The organism is Collinsella sp. wc0583, assembly GCF_046116915.1.
GTDB lineage: Bacteria > Actinomycetota > Coriobacteriia > Coriobacteriales > Coriobacteriaceae > Collinsella.
Map to the genome: position 1 here is coordinate 50,902 of NZ_JBJXBN010000004.1, position 17,455 is coordinate 68,356.

Below are 17,455 nucleotides of genomic sequence, written 5' to 3' on the forward strand. Positions count from 1 at the left end.
GGAGGAATACATGAATACGATGACTGACGTTGCTGGCAAGGTCTGGAGCTGGGCGTTTTGCCAGTCAATTCACGCTCGCCAGCGTGCCGAGGAACTGCTGCGGGAGGAGAGCGCGCAGGGCACCACCGAGTACGCCATCCTGGTCGGTGTGCTCGTGGTGATCGCCATCATTGCCATCGTCGCATTTAAGGGCAAGGTCCAAGATCTATGGAGCGCTATCAGCGAGGGCATCAACAGCCTGTAGAGGGCGCCCGTCCCGTCGGCGCGTTGCTGGTGCTTGCCTGTGCGGTCGTGGCGGTGGCAGTGGTGGTTTGGGGGCTTAACGCAGCACGGCAACAACGTTTAGGGGTTGCCGCGGATGCGGGCTCGGGTTCGGTTGCGGCGTCTCAAAAAGACGATGCGCGAGACGCGGACGATGCGAATGCCGTCGTCACGGCGCAAACGTTCTTGCAAGCACTCGACGAGCGAGCGGACGCTGCAACGGGTTCATCTGCAAACAATGCCGTCGCTGTTCGTCTCGCATGGTCCGAGTGCCGACCGATGACCGAAGCGGCGGCGGATATGCTGCGTTCCTATCGCGAGGTGCCCACGGCGCAACTTGCTCTGAGCGGCTATCTCGACATCAAGGGCAACGTGTGGGGCGCCATCGTGCGTGACGGACGCGGCTGGGTCGATATGGTGACGGTTGCCGCGGATGCTGGTGATACTTCGTGTCGCCTGCGCGTGGTCCGCCTGACCCCGCAGACAACGAACTCAAAGGAGGGGTCGTGAAATGCATGATGTCCTGCGCGAGGAATCTGCCCAGGCAACGGTCGAATACGCCATCGTCACGGTGGCGCTGCTTTCCATCGTGCTGGCGATCGCGGGGCTTTGGCGTGCCGGTGCCGATGGGCGCTTGGCGGCGCTGGTCGAGCGGGCGGCGTCTCACGGCGTCACTTCGACATCGGTTGTCGACGCTGCTGCGGGTTCTAAGGACATCGTGCTGTATTGATGTCGCGCGCGAGGACCGGGCGCAGTCTACGGTCGAGGCGGCATTCCTGCTGCCGACGTTTCTGACGCTCGTCCTGTTGGCGCTGCAGCCGGTGTGCCTGCTCTACACACGCGCGGTCATGGAGTCTGCCGCCGCCGAGACCGCGCGGCTCATGACCACGACGACGGTGGGGGATGACGAGGATATTAAGGAGTTCGCCCGCCGCCGTCTTGCCGCGGTTCCCGACGTTTCGATTTTTCATGCCGGCGGGCCTCTGTCGTGGGATATCGAGCTTGGTCGGGCTGGCACGGGCGGCGTCTCGTCCGTTTCCGTTACCGGCGAGGTTAAACCGCTGCCCGTGATCGGTGTGTTTGCGCAGGCTATGGGTAGTGCAGGCCAAAACGGCTATGTCGAGCTTAGGGTCGACGTCTCGTATCGATCACGTCCCGAGTGGCTGGAGGGAGACTATGATTCATGGATTGCTGCATGGGATTAAGCGCTGCCTGTTGAGGGTGACGAGGGGGTTTGCGTGCCGTTGCCGACCGCGTGCTCGCTGCAAGCGAGGTGGCTTTATGGGTCGAGCCGGGATCGACCTGTTTATCGAAGACGGTGCCTATACCACGCTCTCCTCTGCGGTGGTCATCTTGGTGGTGCTCACGTTGCTGTTTTCGTCGACGGCGGCGATATGGAGCATGTCGCGCGCGGGGGACACCCAGGTGGCTGCCGATAGCGGCGCGCTGGCAGGCGCCAATGTGGTGGCGTCCTACCATACGGCTGCGACAGTGGTGGATGCGAGCATATTGAGTTTGGGCCTAGCGGGGTTTGCCACGATCGGCACCGGCTTGGTCGCCATCCTTATTCCGGGTGCCGAGCTTGCCGCGGGCGATATGGTCGACATGGGGATCGAGATCATTAAAACGCGCAATAAGTTTGCCAAAAGCGCCTCCAAGGGCCTGCAGAAAATCGAGACGGCTCTACCGTATCTGGTCGCTGCGCGAGCTACGCAGGCCGTGTCGGCGCAGGATACCGAGGGTGCGACCTATACCGGTACGGCGCTTGCCGTGCCCAGGACGTCCGAGTCGGATTTCGTTGCGCTCGAGGGGTCCGAGATCTCGACCGATGCCGTCGAGAGCGCCTCAAAAGACCTTGACTATGCCGCCAAGGAACTGCAGAAAGCGTCCGAGAAAACGTCAAAGGCCAAGGAACGCGCCTGGCTTGCCGACTGCGGTGGATCGGACGAGAACGCGATTGGCAGCTGTTCATGTATGTGGGAACGCGCGGGGAGTTTGGCAAAGCTCTCAGGTGAGCAGAACCCGCATTATGCCTCGAGCGTTACGTGGGAGCCGCAAGTGGCGCTCGATCGCGCGAAGGCCTACTATCACCAGCGTCTGGCAGACGAAAAACCGCAGGGTTCAAGCGTCGAGATGAAGGCGGAGTCGGCGGCGCGCAAGGCGTTTTACACCTATGCGAGTACAGAGGTCAATCGTGCATATGTAACCGAGGGCGGAGATGAAGTCGCTTCCTATATTCCGCTGTTGCCGCGCAACACTGACGAGGTGCGAGCGACGGAGCTCTATACCGATGCGGCGTGGCCAACCAGTACCAACGATGGCAAGACGTATCTGCATTACGGAACGAGTTGCCCCAACTATAAGAAAGGGACGCCAGGCGGGCTAGCCTCGGTCGCTGCTTATGACGGGCAGGACAAATGCAACAGATGCCATTTTGGTGTTTCGTCGCTCGGCGCCGTTGCGGCTCCTTCGACTTCAATCGAAAACGGCTTCGAGTACCACTTTGATCGATTCAAAGACGCTCTGGAAGACTACGTCGAATGCCGCAACAAAGAGCTTGAGCTCATGCGCCAGACCGAGGACGAGGCTGACCGTGCGGGCAATGCGTTTGACGAGGCTATTAAAACGCTTTCGGGCGAGCGTCCGCGTATCGCCCCGCCCGGGCGAAATGGCGTGGTTGCCCTTGCGGTTTCGGGTGCCATCTCGAGCCCCGATGAGCTCAACTCTTCGTTTAACACGACAGTCAGGCTTGGCGATCGCGGAGCAATCTCTGCTGCGGTGCTGGCGCCCGATGACGCGACGGCGCAGAACAACGTTCTCTCGCGGTTTTTCTCGACGTTGGAGGAACGTTCGGGTGGCGTTGCCGGCGTACTCGATGGCGTCATGGATGTTTGGGGACGGCTACTTGTGGGATACGGAGACATCCAGGGCTCGGCCGACGAGCTTATGGACGAGATGATCGATGGCCTGGGAGGGAGCAGTGGCGCGCTGGGCTCCATTGCATCGTGGCTCGGCGATACCGTTTCGGCGTCCGTGGCGGCGCTGGGCTTGGAGCCGTGCGACTTGCGCCTGCGAAAGCCGGTGCTGACCGACACCGCCAATGTCATCAAGAGCCCTGGGTCTGACATCACAGGTCTTTCTAAAGTGCAGGACAAGCTACGAAGTATTCCGCTGGGCGTGACCGACCCCAAGGCGCTTTGCGAGGCGCTGGAATATCAAGTCGAGCGCACCATCAGCGGCACGGTGTTCACGCTTGCGGAGATTCCGCTGCCCGGCGGCGGTTCCATCCCACTTACCGTCGATGTCGCCACACTGGCGGGTGCCCTGGGCGGTGGGTCGTAATGGGCATCCGCACGCGCCTGTGCGAGGAGCGCGCCCAGGCGACGGTCGAGATGGCCGTGGTCACGCCCGTCCTGCTGGTTCTGGCGCTTATCGTGTACAACGTCATGGTCTTTGCCGGCGCGGTCGCGCGCTTCGATCGCGTGGTGCCCGATATCGTGCTAGCGCATGCCGTGGCACCGAGCGGGGAGGGCGATGGCAGCTCCATCGATGCCTCCGCGACCGTTCAGGCTCAGATCCAACATGCCATGGAAGGCTGTGACGTGCAGATTGAGGTCTCGAGCGAACAGGGCACGACGACATCGGATGGCGGTCTGCTCTCGCTTTCCGGCACGTTTAGGACCTATACCTGCATCATGCGCTATGAGCCGTGGCCGAGCTCGCTCAGCATCGCCGGCGTTTCGCTGGGGGCACCGGCACAGTTGTCGCACGAGCGCGCGGTGACAGTCGACCCGTGGCGTCCGGGGGTGGTCACGTGACCGCGGTCTCATCCTACATTGCCTACGCGCGGGCGCTCAACAGGCTGGGTTGGACGCCTGCCGAGTTTGTGGTGGCGGAGTCGTTTGCCGTGCGCCTGCGCGGCATGCTGGGACGGTCTCCGATTGCTGCCAACGGGTTGCCGCTCGTCATGGCGTTTCCACGCTGCTCTTCGGTCCACACCTGCTTTATGGCCTACCCCATCGACATTGCTTTTATCGACCGAAACGGCAGCATCCTCGCATGCTACGAAAACGTCCGTCCTTGGCGCATGTGTTCCTGTCCCGGTGCCTGGGCGGTGCTGGAACGCCCTTCAATCCTCGCTACACCTCCCGCCTTTCAACAAGTGCCGGCGTAAGAATTGGCGACAGCGGACTTTCGTCATACGAAATTGGGTAAGATGGAGGAGAAGATGCATGGATGTTGAGATCCATCCCAACGCCAAAAAACACTTGACGGAAAAGCAAGTGCTTGGTGCCTGGTTCGCGGTTACTGAGTGCATTCGCCGCGAGTCGGAGGACGAGCCGCCGAGATGGCTTGCCATTGGATGGCTTCCAGATGGTCGAAGTGTGGAACTTGTTGCAGTCGAACTAATTCGTGGATGGCTCATTATTCATGCCCTGTCTCCGGTTCAGAAGAAATTCTGGCAAGAGATCGAGCAAGCTCGGCAGAGGGGTCGATGATGAGCAAGGCGTATACGGCTGCCAATGGTCAGGTTGTAACGGATGAAATGATTGACGCGTGGTGCGAGTCGTACGAGCATGGCGGGTTTCCGGACGGCGAGCATACCGTTGGGGGGATCGTGCACGGGCGGCCTCCGCTCTCAAGCGAAGGTACGGCAACGCTATCGGTCAAGATTCCCCTAGGGATGAAGGAGGCGATTCGTCGTCGGGCGGCGGCTGAAGGAATGACGCCAAGTGAGTTTGCCCGTGCAGCCTTGAGCGAAAAACTTCTTGCGGTGGGTTGATGTCTCTAACGTGCTGTTCTATAGGGTCGGCCTTGTGGCTGGCGCCGTGCTCAAAAACTTTTTTCAAATTCTCGGTTGACCGGAGCGCGTCCTTGGTTATACTAATCAAGCCTTGAAACAAGGCACACCTCAAATGGCTGGGTAGCTCAGTTGGTAGAGCAGAGGACTGAAAATCCTCGTGTCAGGGGTTCGATTCCCTTCCCCGCCACCTTGAATTGACTAGGACCTCTGCAAAGGGGTCCTTTTCTTTTATGTGGACCATGCATGGAATCGAACCCCGTGAGGGCGCGGAGCTGAGGAAACGCGCAAGCGTTTTCCAGCGTAGCTCGCAAGGCGCGCAAGCGCCGCGGCGGTCCGTCCGCGCAGCGCGCGGACGCGATTCCCTTCCCCGCCACCTTGAATTGACTAGGACCTCTGCAAAGGGGTCCTTTTCTTTTATGTAGGGTTCCGCGGAAAATGCATCCCAGAATTGGGCTTTAGAGCGGGATGCGCTTTCCGGCGCTTGCTTCCGACGTGCGTGCACATCTCGGCGCACTAGCTCGGGCTCGCCCCAGACATTCCTCCCGCTTTTGCGCCACTTTGCAGACCGTTCGGTCGTCTGTCCGTACGCGCGGGTATACTCAAAACGATACTTTTCCTATGCAATACGATGCAGGTTTGGCCTGCACGATCCGAAGGGGGCAGTGATGGAGAGGATACTCGGCGTTAATCTCTCTGGCTGGTTTATTCCCGAGCCTTGGGTGACCCCGTCGCTATACGCGGCGACCGGTGCATCCAACGCGGCCGAGCTGCAGGAGGCCATGGGCACCGCCGCCTATAACGAGCGCATGCGCCGTCATTACGAGACGTTTGTGAGTGAGGACGATTTTCGCCGCATGGCGCAGATCGGTCTCAATGCCGTGCGTCTGCCGGTGCCCTGGTATGCCTTTGGTTCGCAGGAGGCCGATGCGTCCTACATCTCGGTTGTCGACTACATCGACCGTGCAATTGAGTGGGCTGCCAAGTACGACATCCGCGTGCTGCTCGATCTGGCGACGGTGCCCGGTGGCCAGGGCGATTCCAACGATTCGCCCACCACGCCGGAGGCTGTTGCCGAGTGGCATTCGTCCACCAACGGCCGTCATGTCGCACTCGACGTGCTCGAGCGCTTGGCCGATCGCTACGGCGAGGCCGAGAGCCTGCTGGGCATTGAGCTGCTGGACACGCCGCAGATGAGCGTCCGCAAGAGCCTCTTTACCATGACGGATGGAATTCCGGCCCACTACTTGCGCAATTTCTATCGCGATGCCTACGAGCTCGTCCGTTCGTATATGCCCGAGGATAAGATCGTCGTCTTCTCGTCTTCGGGGCATCCCAGCGAGTGGAAGCATTTTATGCGCGGTGCCAAGTACAAGAACGTCTACATGGACCTTCACCTGTACCATTACCGCGACGAGTACGCGCTCGACATCACGAGCCCCCGCGGGCTGACGACGGCGATTTCGCGTAACAAGCGCGAGCTTAAAGAAGCGATCTCGACAGGGTTCCCCGTGCTGGTGGGCGAATGGTCGGGCGCGGCGATCTTTGCCAACTCGTCGGTTACGCCCGAGGGCCGCAATGCCTACGAGCGCGTGTTTATCGCCAACCAGCTGGCTTCGTTTGCGCCGGCTGCCGGTTGGTTCTTCCAAACGTGGAAGACCGAGAAGCGCATTGCAGCATGGGACGCCCGCGCGGCACTCGGTACGCTCGAGCGCGGCATGATTGAATAGGTTGATATGACGCAAAACAGCGCCCATACGGGCAAACTCTATGTGGTCGGCACGCCCATCGGCAACCTGGGCGACCTGTCCCCGCGCGTTGGCGAGGCCTTTGCCGCCGCTGATGCCATTTGCTGCGAAGACACGCGTGTGACGTCAAAGCTGCTGATGCATCTGGGCATTTCCAAGCCGCTTGTCCGTTGCGACGAGAATGTGATCGCCAGTCGCGCCGCCGGCCTGGTCGACCGCCTGCTGGCGGGGGAGACCCTCGCCTTTGCCTCGGACGCCGGCATGCCGAGTGTGTCCGACCCCGGCCAGGCGCTGGTCGAGGCAGCGCGTGAGGCCGATGTGCCCGTCGAAGTTATCCCCGGGCCCTCTGCTTGCGTCACGGCGCTCGTTTCGTCCGGCATTCCCTGCGAGCATTTTTTCTTCGAGGGCTTTTTGGGCCGAAAGCACGGCGACCGCGTGCGCCGTTTGCAGCGCCTTGCCGTAGTGCCCGGCGCGCTCATCTTCTACGAGTCTCCACACCGCATCGTGGCGACGCTCGAGGCCGTGGCGGAGGTCTTTCCCCAGCGTGAGGTTGCCGTCTGCCGCGAACTCACCAAGCTGCACGAGGAGGTCTTGCGCGGGCCTGCTGCCCAGCTCGCCGAGGAGCTGCGTGCTCGCGGCGAGGTAAAGGGCGAGATTGCGCTGGTCATCACGCCGCCGAGCGAGGATGAGGAGGCCGGTATCGTGCCGGTTGGCGCCGCGGCAGCGGATCCCGACGAGGCCCTGTGCGAGGATATCCGCTCCGCGCTCGAGGAGGGGGAGCCCGCCTCTGCGGTGGCCAAGCGCCTGTCTCAGAAGTATTCGCGCCGCAAGCGCGATGTCTATGCCATGGTGCTCGATATGCAATAGATGGAGGATATCCAGCCCTTGCGCTAGAATCATCCCCTGTATGCAACGTTTTTCTGGAGGACAAACCCCATGGATCAAAGCAAGCCTTCGTTCTTTATCACGACGCCCATCTACTACGTCAACGCCGATCCGCACCTGGGCACGGCTTATTCCACCATCATCGCCGACGTTCAGGCTCGCTATCGCCGCTCCGCCGGCTATAACGTCAAGTTCCTGACCGGTATGGACGAGCACGGCGAGAAGGTCGCCGAGGCCGCAGCCAAGCATGGCATGACGCCGCAGGAGTGGACCGACAGCCAGGCTCCGCACTTCAAGGAGCTTTGGAGCAAGCTCGAGATTTCCAACGACGACTTCATCCGCACCACCGAGCCGCGCCAGCATCATGCCGTTCAGTACCTGTGGGAGCGCATGAAGGAGTCCGGTTACCTGTATAAGGGCAGCTACGACGGCTGGTATTGCGTGCCTGACGAGACCTACTTCACCGATACGCAGGTCCAGAAGGGCGACGAGGAGTACGGCAGCGTCGGCCAGCACCTGTGCCCCGACTGCCACCGTCCGCTTGAGCGCGTGCAGGAGGAGTCCTACTTCTTTAAGCTTTCCGCCTTCCAGGACAAGCTGCTCAAGCTTTACGACGAGCACCCCGACTTTGTCGAGCCTGCGTTCCGCATGAACGAGGTGCGCAGCTTTGTCGAGGGCGGCCTTAACGACCTTTCCGTGAGCCGCACGAGCTTTGACTGGGGCATTCAGGTCCCGTTTGACGAGGGCCACGTGACCTACGTGTGGTTCGATGCGCTGCTCAACTATATGACGGCCGTCGGCTACGGCGTCGACACCGACGAGGCGCGTGCCGAGCTGGCCTATCGTTGGCCCGCGCAGTTCCACATCGTGGGTAAGGACATCATCCGCTTCCACTGCGTCATTTGGCCCGCCATGCTCATGGCCATCGGTGAGGCCCTGCCCGAGCACGTCTTTGCCCACGGCTTCCTGACCGTGCGCAATGCCGAGACCGGCAAGGCCGAAAAGATGTCCAAGAGCCGCGGCAACGCCATCGCTCCGCAGGACGTTATCGACATGCTGGGCGTCGAGGGCTATCGCTATTACTTCATGACCGACGTCGTCCCCGGCACCGACGGTGCCATCAGCTTCGATCGCATGGAGCAGGTCTACAACGCCGACCTGGCCAACAGCTGGGGCAACCTTATCTCGCGTTCGCTCAACATGAGCGGCAAGTACTTTGACGGTTGCGCGCCCGCCAAGCCCGCGTCGTTCGATGCGTTCGAAAACCCGCTGGCAAAGATCGCCGATGGCCTGGTCGAGCGCTACATGGCCAAGATGGACGTGCTCGATTACGGTGGAGCCAAGGACGAGGTCATGGAGCTCATCCATGCCGCCAACCACTACATCGAGGACTCCGAGCCCTGGGCGCTTGCCAAGGACGAGGCCAAGGCTGACGAGCTGGCGTTTGTGATCTACAACCTGCTCGAGGCCATCCGCATTGCCGCTCACCTGCTGATGCCGCTCATGCCCCAGACCTCTGCCGAGGCCCTGCGCCGCCTGTCCTGCGAGGACGAGGCCGCGACCGACGACCTCAAGGGCATTTGCGCTTGGGGCCTGCTTGCAGGTGGTCAGCCCGTCGAGAAGGGCGAGCCGCTGTTCCCGCGTCTGGGCTAAGACGCCGCGCGCCATATCGGCAATTTACTGTTTAGATGTAAGGGCATGGCCGCAACGGTCCATGCCCTTTTGTTTCAAGACGCCGCTACCATGCTAAGGAGGCAACTATGACAACTTCGCCTTTGGCAAACCCCACGGCAACAAGGGAGCTGCTGGAGGAGTTTGGCCTTGCGACCAAGCATCGCCTGGGCCAGAACTTCCTGATCGACAACCATGTAATTGAGCGCATTTGCGAGCTTTCCGAGCTTGCGGGCGATGAGCGCGTGCTCGAGGTTGGTCCGGGCGTTGGTACGCTCACGCTTGCGCTGCTGCAGGAGGCGGCGTGCGTCACGTCGATCGAGGCCGATCCCGAGCTCGAGCCGGTGCTCGATGCCCATGCCGCCGACTACGCCAACTTCCGCTTTATCATGGGCGATGCGCTCAGGGTAACGCCGGAGCAGATTGAGCAGGCTGCGGGCGGTGAGCCGACGGTATTTGTCGCGAATCTGCCCTATAACGTGGCGGCGACGATCATCCTTCAGTTCTTCCAGACGATGCCCGCGCTCAAGCGCGCCGTCGTCATGGTTCAAAAGGAGGCTGCCGATCGCATTGCCGCAACGCCGGGCAACAAGACCTATGGCGGCTATACGGCAAAGCTGGGCCTGTATGCGCAGGTTACGGGTCGCTTTGAGGTGCCGCCGCGTTGCTTTATGCCGGCACCGCACGTGGACTCGGCCGTCGTGCGTATCGACCGTGTTGACGGCGTGGTGCCCGAAGGACTCGATCGCGAGTTTGTGGCCCGCGTGATTGACGCCGCATTTGCTCAGCGTCGCAAGACCATCCGCAATTCCATGAGCGCCAACGGCTTTGCCAAGGACGTGCTCGATGCCGCCTTTGAGGCTTGCGGTATCTCACCCACCACGCGCGCTGAGACGCTCGATGTTGCTGACTTTGTCCGCCTGGCCCAGGAGCTAATCCATGACGCCTAATGCCGAACGCGTGACGTTTACCAAGAAAAAGAAGACGGTTGCCTGCCCCGTGCCCTTGGCACCGCTTGCCGACACGCATGCGCATCTGCTTTCGTTTTGGGGCAAAGAAGTGCCCGAGACGCTCGTGCGCGCGAAAGCCGCGGGCGTCGACCTGTTGGTGACGATGCTCGACCCCATCGCCGACAAGCGCAGCGTGACGGACTATAGCGACTGGCTCGTGCGCGAAATTCTACCGATGCGGGATATTCCGCAGATCAAGTATCTCGCTGGCGTTCATCCCTATGGCGCGCCGGATTATACCGACGACATTCACGCGCAGGTCGTTGCCGCGCTCGATAATCCTTTGTGCGCCGGTATCGGCGAGATCGGCCTGGACTACCACATGGATTACGATGACGACATCGCGCCGGCGCCCCATAGCGTGCAGATTGATTGCATGGCACGTCAGCTCGAAGTTGCCGTGCGCCGCAATGTGCCGGTGGAGCTGCACCTGCGGCACGAGGACTCGGATGGGGAGCGCACTTCGCATATGGATGCGTACAACGTGTTGCGCGAGGTGGGTGTGCCTCAGGCCGGTTGCGTGCTGCACTGCTTTGGCGAGGATCGAGCCACGATGGAGCGCTTTGTGGGTTTGGGCTGCTATATCGCCTATGGCGGCGCGGCCACCTTTAAGCGCAACGACGACGTGCGCGAGGCATTTGCGGCGACCCCGCTCGATCGCATTTTGTTCGAGACGGATTGCCCGTATATGGCACCGGAGCCCATTCGTGGTCTTGAGTGCGAGCCGGCAATGATTTCTATCACGGCAAACACGCTGGTCAACGACCGTGTCGATCGTACCGGCGAGGATGCTGAGGCAATCGCGCGAGCAGCTTGGGAAAATGCCTGCAAACTTTTTCAAAAATAGTTCTTGCGTTCGCGATGGTGCTCCGTTATTCTAATTCCTGCACGCGGGCGTGGCGGAATTGGCAGACGCGTACGGTTCAGGTCCGTATGGGGGCAACCCCATGAAGGTTCAAGTCCTTTCGCCCGCACCATTAAATGAAAGAGCTCCCAGCAATGGGGGCTTTTTTGTTATGGGCCCATCGCGGGGACTTGAACCTGTGAAGGAGCGAGCGTAAAGAAAACGCGGAGCGTTTTTAGCGAGCTGGCGAGTCCGCCGGCAGGCGGGCGAAGCCGGTGCGGATCCGCGAAGCGGATACGCGGACGTCCTTTCGCCCGCACCATTGATTGAAAGAGCTCCCAGCAATGGGGGCTTTTTTGTTATGGGCCTCCTGTTGGTGTCACGTGGCTGCTTCGTGCGGGTATCCTAGTGCCAACGTGTGCCTATCAGAGGAGAGACCATGCTGTTGTCCGGTATTATCGCTGCTCTTACGAGCCTTCTACTTCCCATCATCATTTTGTTGCTGCTGCTCCCCAACGCCTGCTATGTCGTTGAACAGCAGCATGCCGTGATCATCGAGCGTTTGGGCAAGTTTAACCGCATCGTTAACGCGGGCTTCCACATGAAGGTGCCCGTGATCGACCGCAAGGCCGCCACGGTGAGTCTGCGCACCATGAAAAACGGTTTTGGCATCGACGTTAAGACCCAGGACAACGTGACCATCGGCCTTGAGGTCTCTGCTCAGTACCACGTGAGCTATGACATGGGCGCCGGCCCGGCAGATTCGGGCATCTACAAGAGCTACTACATGCTGCAGGAGCCCGTCGACCAGATGCGTGATTTCATCACCGATGCCCTGCGCTCTTCCATCCCTGTCTATACGCTCGATGAGGTCTTTGCCAAGAAGGATGACATCGCCAAGGACGTTAATGCCACCGTGTCCGAGCAGATGGCTGCCTACGGCTTTACCCTGGTGTCGACACTCATCACCAAGATCGCGCTGCCGACCGAGGTCGAGAACTCCATGAACGACATCAACGCCGCCCAGCGCAAGCGCGCTGCTGCGCAGGAGCTCGCTGAGGCCGACCGCATCAAGCGCGTTACCGAGGCGACCGCCGAGGCCGAGGCTATGGAAAAGGCGGGCGAAGGCATCGCCAACCAGCGCAAGGCCATCGCGCTGGGCATCAAGGATTCACTCGAGATCATCCAGGAGACGGGTGTCGGCAACGACGAGGCCAACCAGCTGTTCATGTTTACGCAGTGGTCCGAGATGATGACGGAGTTCGCTCGCACGGGTAAAACCTCGACGGTCGTGCTGCCGAGCGATTTCTCGCAGTCGGCCTCGATGTTCGAGCAGATGCTGACCGCCGGCAAAGTTCAAAACGATTCGAAGGAGTAGGTGCGCGTGAAGTACACCGTCGTTTGCGTCGGTAAGCTCAAGGAGCGCTTTTGGAAGGACGCGTGCGCCGAGTACACCAAGCGCCTGGGCGCCTATGCCAAGGTGGATGTCCGCGAGGTGGCTGATATCGACCCGGCTAAGGCGGGCGGCGTGGATGCCGCGCGCGACAAGGAGGGGGCGGCGATACTTGCAGCCCTGCCGCCTCGAGCGCATGTGATCCTGCTTGCCATTGAGGGCAAAGAGCGCTCGAGCGAGGAGCTTTCGGCGCGGCTCGATGATCTTATGCTGCGTGGTAACAGCGACATCGCCTTTGTGATTGGCGGATCGGACGGCGTGAGCGATGACGTGCGCGCGCGGGCCGACGAGATGCTCAGCTTTGGACGCATTACCTTGCCGCATAACTTGGCGCGTGTGGTGCTGCTGGAGCAGATCTACCGCGCCTGCAAGATTAGCCGTGGCGAGCCGTATCACAAATAGGTCGGCAATACGAAACAATGCCGTGGGACAATAGCCTTCGTTTTGAAGAGCGTGTCTGAGAGGACTATGAGATATGAAGATTGGATTTGTCGGTTTTGGCAATATGGCGAGTGCTATGGCCGATGGCTGGATCGCCGCCGGTGTGGCTGCGAGCGATATGTGCGCCTGCGCGGGCCACTACGACGCCTTGGTTGAGCGTTGTGAGACGCGTGGGATGGTTGCCTGTCGTGATGCGGCGGAGGTTGTCGCCGCATCCGAAATCGTGGTTGCCGCGGTTAAGCCGTACATGATCGAGAAGGTCTTCGCTCCGCTCAAGGACGTCCTAGCCGACAAGGTTGTCCTTTCGGTCGCCTGGACTTGGGACAGTACCAAGTGGGAAAAGGTCCTGCCGGGTGTCGCGCATATCTCGACGGTGCCCAACACGCCGGTTTCGGTGGGCGAGGGCGTCATCGCCTGCGAGAAGTCCTCTACGCTCAGCGACGAGCAACGTGCTGTTGTGCTCGACCTGCTCGGTAAGCTTGGCACCGTCGTCGAGCTCGATTCGAGTCTGCTGTTTGTGGGCGGTACCGTGGGCGGTTGCGCACCGGCATTTGTCGCCATGGCGATTGAGGCCTTGGGCGACGCGGCCGTCAAGCACGGTATCCCGCGCGCCGATGCCTATCGCATTGTGAGCCAGATGGTGCTGGGCACGGCAAAGCTGCAGCTTGCGACTGGTCAGCATCCTGCGGCGATGAAGGATGCCGTATGCTCACCCGGCGGCGCCACCATCAAGGGCGTCGTCGCGCTCGAGGACGCCGGTATGCGCAGTGCCCTGGTCAAGGCCATCGACGCCACCCTCCAGTAAAACCTGCCATTTAGGGATAGGTTTATTTCGGCAGGTTTTTCCTGCGGTTTTGTCGTATATGCGAAAAGCGCCCCGCAACTGGCTCAATTCCAGTTGCGGGGCGCTTGCGTTTGCCCAGATAAAACAGACCAAAATAAACCTGTCCCTTTTTGGCAGGTTAGTCCCAGAAGCTGTCTTCCTCATCCTCGGACTTGGGTCCGCGGTCGACGTACATCTTATGGGTACGCTTCTCCATTACAAAGGCAAGAATCGCAAATAACAGGATGCCGCCGGCGAAAAGGATGGCAAAACCGGTGCGGGTGCCAAACAAAAAGGAAAAAACTGCGTCCATTGGGTGCCTTCTTGCGTAGTTGAGTTGGGTCGTAAACGCTCATAAGTATATACTTGCCCATACATGTACAAGGTTGCAACCTAAATGGAATGTATATCGCCGGAGGATCTAATGCTTGATATCAAGTTTGTTCGCGAGAACCCCGATGCCATCGATGTCGCCATGGCTAACCGCCAGACGTCTTGGGATCGCGAGAAGTTCTTTGAGCTCGACGACGAGCGCCGTGCCGTCATCACCGAGGTCGAGGAGCTCCAGGCTACGCGCAATGCCGAGTCCAAGAAGATCGGCGCCCTGATGAAGGAGGGCAAGAAGGACGAGGCCGAGGCCGCCAAGGAGGCCGTGCGCGCCGTCAACGAGAAGATTGACGGTCTGGCCGAGCGCCGTACTGCTCTCGAGCAGGAGCAGTACGACTTCATGGCTCACCTGCCCAACATTCCTTGCGAGGCCACGCCGTACGGCAAGGACGAGGACGAGAATATTGAGCGCCGTCGTTGGGGCACCCCGCGCGAGTTCGACTTCGACTTTAAGCCGCATTGGGATCTGGGCACCGATCTGGACATCCTCGACTTCGAGCGCGGCAACAAGCTCTCCGGCAGCCGTTTTACCGTTCTCGATGGCGCTGGCGCCCGCCTGGAGCGCGCCCTCATCAACTTCTTCCTCGATACGCACACCAGCCGTGGTTTTAAGGAGTGGTGGCCGCCCATCGTCGTCAAGCGTCAGACCATGTTTGGCACGGGTCAGCTGCCCAAGTTCGAGGACGACGCCTACCACGTCTCGGGCGACAACTTCCTGATTCCCACCGCCGAGGTCGTGCTCACCAACCTGCACGCCGGCGAGGTCCTCGACGCCGACACCCTGCCGCGCCGCTACACCGCCTTCACCCCCTGCTTCCGCGAGGAGGCCGGTTCCGCCGGTCGCGACACCCGCGGCATCATCCGTCAGCACGAGTTCGACAAGGTCGAGATGGTCAAGTTCGCTAAGCCGGAGGAGTCCGACGAGGAGCTCGAGAGCATGACCGCCGAGGCCGAGTACCTGCTGCAGCAGCTGGGCCTTCCGTATCGCGTGATTAGCCTGTGCACCGGCGACTTGGGCTTCTCTGCCCGTCAGACCTACGACGTCGAGGTTTGGCTGCCGAGCTACAACGCCTACAAGGAGATCAGCTCCTGCTCCAACTGCGGTGACTTCCAGGCTCGCCGCGCCAACATCAAGTATCGCGACCCCGAGAACTTCAAGGGTTCGCGCTACCTGCACACCCTCAATGGTTCCGGCCTGCCGGCCGGCCGCACCATGGCCGCCATTCTGGAGAACTACCAGAACGCCGACGGCACCATCACGATTCCCGAGGTTCTGCGTCCTTACATGGGCGGCCTCGAGAAGATCGAGCCGGTCGCGTAACTTGCCTGCATAGGGGATATGCAAGGGCGCTCCTTCGGGGGCGCCCTATTTCGTGCGCAGGTCCATACCATGCCGTGCGGACAGCTCAATAGAAAACACACGAACAACTGTTCTGTATACAGCCATCTACCTGCTATGCTTTTGCTAAATAAGAGCGAGAGAAAGGGGACGCGATGGAGCTGTTTGATGATCGGGTGGTTTTGTTTGAGAGCGACGAGGGCGGGGAGTACCTGCTTGTAACGTGTGAGCCGTCTGGCATGGGCGGCCTGGTGGTTCGGCAGACGAGTGAGGGTCCGTTGACACAATGGTGCTTTGAGGAGTCGCCGCATGTGGTCGAGACGTTTGTGGCGCACGAGGGGCTTGTGGCGCTGGAGCAATTCTATGGAGTTGGGACTTCCAACCAGGTCGCGCGCATGCTGAGTATCTCGTTTGCCGATTATGATTGTGCCCAGCGGGTGAGATCGCTCCTGAGGGAACTTGATGCCAAGTTCGACGTGATCGAAAAGCCAATCGATCGTACGGGGAACAGCGGTATATGCGGAGCAGCATGACAAAACTGCGTTCCACAAAAAAGTTTGAGATTGTGCTTGACTCCAATAAGCTAAAGTGGTTTTATATGTCTTGCGCTGCGGCGTTACCTCAGCTGGATAGAGGGTCTGACTACGAATCAGAACGTCATAGGTTCGAATCCTATACGCCGCACCAATTGAAATCGAAAGCCTCCGGCAACGGGGGCTTTTCTTTTACGTCGGCACTGCATGGATTCGAACCTCGGTCGAGGCGCGGGCGTAAAGAAAACGCGGAGCGTTTTAGCCCGCGGGCGAGCACGCCGGCAGGCGGGCGAAGCCGGTGCGGATCCGCGCAGCGGATGCGCGGAATCCTATACGCCGCACCAATCGAAATCGAAAGCCTCCGGCAACGGGGGCTTTTCTTTTATGGCAACACCGCATGGATTCGAACCTCGGTCGAGGCGCGAGCATCTTAATCATTACTTCGTAAAATTTTTCCAAATTGTCGCTTGACCCATCGAGGGGTCACGTGCATAATAATCCGTGCGTTGCGGCGTTACCTCAGCTGGATAGAGGGTCTGACTACGAATCAGAACGTCATAGGTTCGAATCCTATACGCCGCACCAATTGAGTTTTAAGCCTCCGGAAACGGGGGCTTTTCCTTTACGGGGGCATTGCGGAGATTCGAACCTCGTTCGAGGCGCGAGCGTCAAGAAAACGCGGAGCGTTTTTAGCGAGCGGGCGAGTCCGCCGGCAGGCGGGCGAAGCCGGTGCGGATCCGCGCAGCGGATGCGCGGAATCCTATACGCCGCACCAACTGAACTTTAAAGCCTCCGGTAACGGAGGCTTTTCTTATATGTCGATATACTTGAGAAGTTGCTTTTGCCGTGTTTGAAAGCATCGAGTCGATTGACTGTGTTAAATGAGTAAAAATCAAATTTGATAACTTTTTTCGAAAAATGCTTGACCTTTATTCAGTCGATGTGCATAATAATCAACAAGTCGCGGCGTTACCTCAGCTGGATAGAGGGTCTGACTACGAATCAGAACGTCATAGGTTCGAATCCTATACGCCGCACCATTTGAGATTAAAGCTCCCGGCAACGGGGGCTTTTCTTTTACGTAAACACTGCATGGATTCGAACCTCGGTCGAGGCGCGGGCGTGAAGAAAACGCGGAGCGTTTTAGCCCGCGGGCGAGCGCGCCGGCAGGCGGGCGAAGCCGGTGCGGATCCGCGCAGCGGATGCGCGAAATCCTATACGCCGCACCAATTGAACTTGAAGCCTCCGGCAACGGGGGC

Annotated in this window: 20 protein-coding genes and 5 tRNA genes; 24 read left to right on the forward strand and 1 reads right to left on the reverse strand. The window is 60.1% G+C overall.

Annotated features, from left to right (window positions below):
- Positions 1-10 precede the first annotated feature (10 nt).
- The 19 genes from ACKUUJ_RS04320 (at position 11) to proC (ending at position 13,919) form a co-directional block, all read left to right on the forward strand.
- The gene (locus ACKUUJ_RS04320) at positions 11-244 is read left to right on the forward strand and encodes a Flp family type IVb pilin (RefSeq protein ID WP_117770508.1); all 234 of its coding nucleotides are present in this window, start codon (positions 11-13) and stop codon (positions 242-244) included.
- A complete protein-coding gene (locus ACKUUJ_RS04325) occupies positions 208-771 on the forward strand; it encodes a hypothetical protein (RefSeq protein ID WP_409064774.1) in 564 nt (187 codons plus the stop codon). The genes ACKUUJ_RS04320 and ACKUUJ_RS04325 overlap by 37 nt, the downstream gene beginning before the upstream one ends.
- A 1-nt stretch (position 772) precedes the next feature.
- Entirely contained in the window at positions 773-991 is a 219-nt protein-coding gene (locus tag ACKUUJ_RS04330; protein ID WP_147350657.1) for a hypothetical protein, read from the forward strand.
- Entirely contained in the window at positions 948-1,466 is a 519-nt protein-coding gene (locus tag ACKUUJ_RS04335; protein ID WP_409064775.1) for a TadE/TadG family type IV pilus assembly protein, read from the forward strand. Before ACKUUJ_RS04330 ends, ACKUUJ_RS04335 begins: the two co-directional genes overlap by 44 nt.
- A 76-nt stretch (positions 1,467-1,542) precedes the next feature.
- Positions 1,543-3,603 (forward strand): hypothetical protein, encoded by a 2,061-nt coding sequence (locus ACKUUJ_RS04340; RefSeq protein WP_409064776.1) that lies wholly within the window; start codon positions 1,543-1,545, stop codon positions 3,601-3,603.
- Positions 3,603-4,079 (forward strand): hypothetical protein, encoded by a 477-nt coding sequence (locus ACKUUJ_RS04345; protein WP_409064777.1) that lies wholly within the window; start codon positions 3,603-3,605, stop codon positions 4,077-4,079. The genes ACKUUJ_RS04340 and ACKUUJ_RS04345 overlap by 1 nt, the downstream gene beginning before the upstream one ends.
- Positions 4,076-4,435 (forward strand): DUF192 domain-containing protein, encoded by a 360-nt coding sequence (locus ACKUUJ_RS04350; RefSeq protein ID WP_409064778.1) that lies wholly within the window; start codon positions 4,076-4,078, stop codon positions 4,433-4,435. Before ACKUUJ_RS04345 ends, ACKUUJ_RS04350 begins: the two co-directional genes overlap by 4 nt.
- 58 nt (positions 4,436-4,493) lie before the next feature.
- Positions 4,494-4,760, forward strand: a complete 267-nt coding sequence (locus ACKUUJ_RS04355) for a hypothetical protein (protein WP_409064779.1) — start codon at positions 4,494-4,496, stop codon at positions 4,758-4,760.
- On the forward strand, positions 4,760-5,044 hold the full coding sequence (locus ACKUUJ_RS04360; RefSeq protein ID WP_195445762.1) for a ribbon-helix-helix domain-containing protein: 285 nt from the start codon (positions 4,760-4,762) through the stop codon (positions 5,042-5,044). Before ACKUUJ_RS04355 ends, ACKUUJ_RS04360 begins: the two co-directional genes overlap by 1 nt.
- A gap of 135 nt (positions 5,045-5,179) precedes the next feature.
- A tRNA-Phe gene (locus ACKUUJ_RS04365) sits at positions 5,180-5,252 on the forward strand.
- A 478-nt stretch (positions 5,253-5,730) separates the two neighbouring features.
- A complete protein-coding gene (locus ACKUUJ_RS04370; RefSeq protein WP_368143561.1) occupies positions 5,731-6,792 on the forward strand; it encodes a glycoside hydrolase family 5 protein in 1,062 nt (353 codons plus the stop codon).
- Positions 6,793-6,798: 6 nt separating this feature from the next.
- Positions 6,799-7,677, forward strand: a complete 879-nt coding sequence (gene rsmI, locus ACKUUJ_RS04375) for a 16S rRNA (cytidine(1402)-2'-O)-methyltransferase (protein ID WP_409064780.1) — start codon at positions 6,799-6,801, stop codon at positions 7,675-7,677.
- Between the two features lie 69 nt (positions 7,678-7,746).
- A complete protein-coding gene (metG, locus tag ACKUUJ_RS04380) occupies positions 7,747-9,348 on the forward strand; it encodes a methionine--tRNA ligase (RefSeq protein ID WP_409064781.1) in 1,602 nt (533 codons plus the stop codon).
- 107 nt (positions 9,349-9,455) lie between these two features.
- Positions 9,456-10,316, forward strand: coding sequence for a 16S rRNA (adenine(1518)-N(6)/adenine(1519)-N(6))-dimethyltransferase RsmA (rsmA, locus tag ACKUUJ_RS04385; RefSeq protein WP_409064782.1), 861 nt, complete (start codon positions 9,456-9,458; stop codon positions 10,314-10,316).
- Positions 10,306-11,223, forward strand: a complete 918-nt coding sequence (locus ACKUUJ_RS04390) for a TatD family hydrolase (RefSeq protein WP_409064783.1) — start codon at positions 10,306-10,308, stop codon at positions 11,221-11,223. Before rsmA ends, ACKUUJ_RS04390 begins: the two co-directional genes overlap by 11 nt.
- A gap of 43 nt (positions 11,224-11,266) precedes the next feature.
- Positions 11,267-11,353: transfer RNA gene (locus ACKUUJ_RS04395), tRNA-Leu, on the forward strand.
- Between the two features lie 306 nt (positions 11,354-11,659).
- The gene (locus tag ACKUUJ_RS04400) at positions 11,660-12,598 is read left to right on the forward strand and encodes an SPFH domain-containing protein (RefSeq protein ID WP_117848150.1); all 939 of its coding nucleotides are present in this window, start codon (positions 11,660-11,662) and stop codon (positions 12,596-12,598) included.
- A 6-nt stretch (positions 12,599-12,604) separates the two neighbouring features.
- Positions 12,605-13,075, forward strand: a complete 471-nt coding sequence (gene rlmH / locus ACKUUJ_RS04405; RefSeq protein WP_138339724.1) for a 23S rRNA (pseudouridine(1915)-N(3))-methyltransferase RlmH — start codon at positions 12,605-12,607, stop codon at positions 13,073-13,075.
- 73 nt (positions 13,076-13,148) lie between these two features.
- The gene (gene proC / locus ACKUUJ_RS04410) at positions 13,149-13,919 is read left to right on the forward strand and encodes a pyrroline-5-carboxylate reductase (protein WP_409064784.1); all 771 of its coding nucleotides are present in this window, start codon (positions 13,149-13,151) and stop codon (positions 13,917-13,919) included.
- A 157-nt stretch (positions 13,920-14,076) separates the two neighbouring features.
- On the opposite strand, the gene ACKUUJ_RS04415 is transcribed toward proC, so the two are convergent.
- Positions 14,077-14,250: a DUF6724 family protein gene (locus ACKUUJ_RS04415; RefSeq protein WP_006235069.1), complete on the reverse strand. Its 174-nt coding sequence runs from the start codon at positions 14,248-14,250 to the stop codon at positions 14,077-14,079.
- A gap of 111 nt (positions 14,251-14,361) precedes the next feature.
- On the opposite strand from ACKUUJ_RS04415, the gene serS reads away from it, so the two are divergent.
- The 5 genes from serS (at position 14,362) to ACKUUJ_RS04440 (ending at position 17,236) form a co-directional block, all read left to right on the forward strand.
- On the forward strand, positions 14,362-15,645 hold the full coding sequence (gene serS, locus ACKUUJ_RS04420) for a serine--tRNA ligase (RefSeq protein ID WP_409064785.1): 1,284 nt from the start codon (positions 14,362-14,364) through the stop codon (positions 15,643-15,645).
- A 173-nt stretch (positions 15,646-15,818) separates the two neighbouring features.
- Complete coding sequence (locus tag ACKUUJ_RS04425) at positions 15,819-16,196, forward strand: hypothetical protein (RefSeq protein ID WP_195239558.1); 378 nt, start codon at positions 15,819-15,821, stop codon at positions 16,194-16,196.
- A 77-nt stretch (positions 16,197-16,273) separates the two neighbouring features.
- A tRNA-Arg gene (locus ACKUUJ_RS04430) sits at positions 16,274-16,350 on the forward strand.
- A 354-nt stretch (positions 16,351-16,704) separates the two neighbouring features.
- Positions 16,705-16,781: transfer RNA gene (locus tag ACKUUJ_RS04435), tRNA-Arg, on the forward strand.
- A gap of 378 nt (positions 16,782-17,159) precedes the next feature.
- A tRNA-Arg gene (locus ACKUUJ_RS04440) sits at positions 17,160-17,236 on the forward strand.
- Positions 17,237-17,455: the final 219 nt, after the last annotated feature.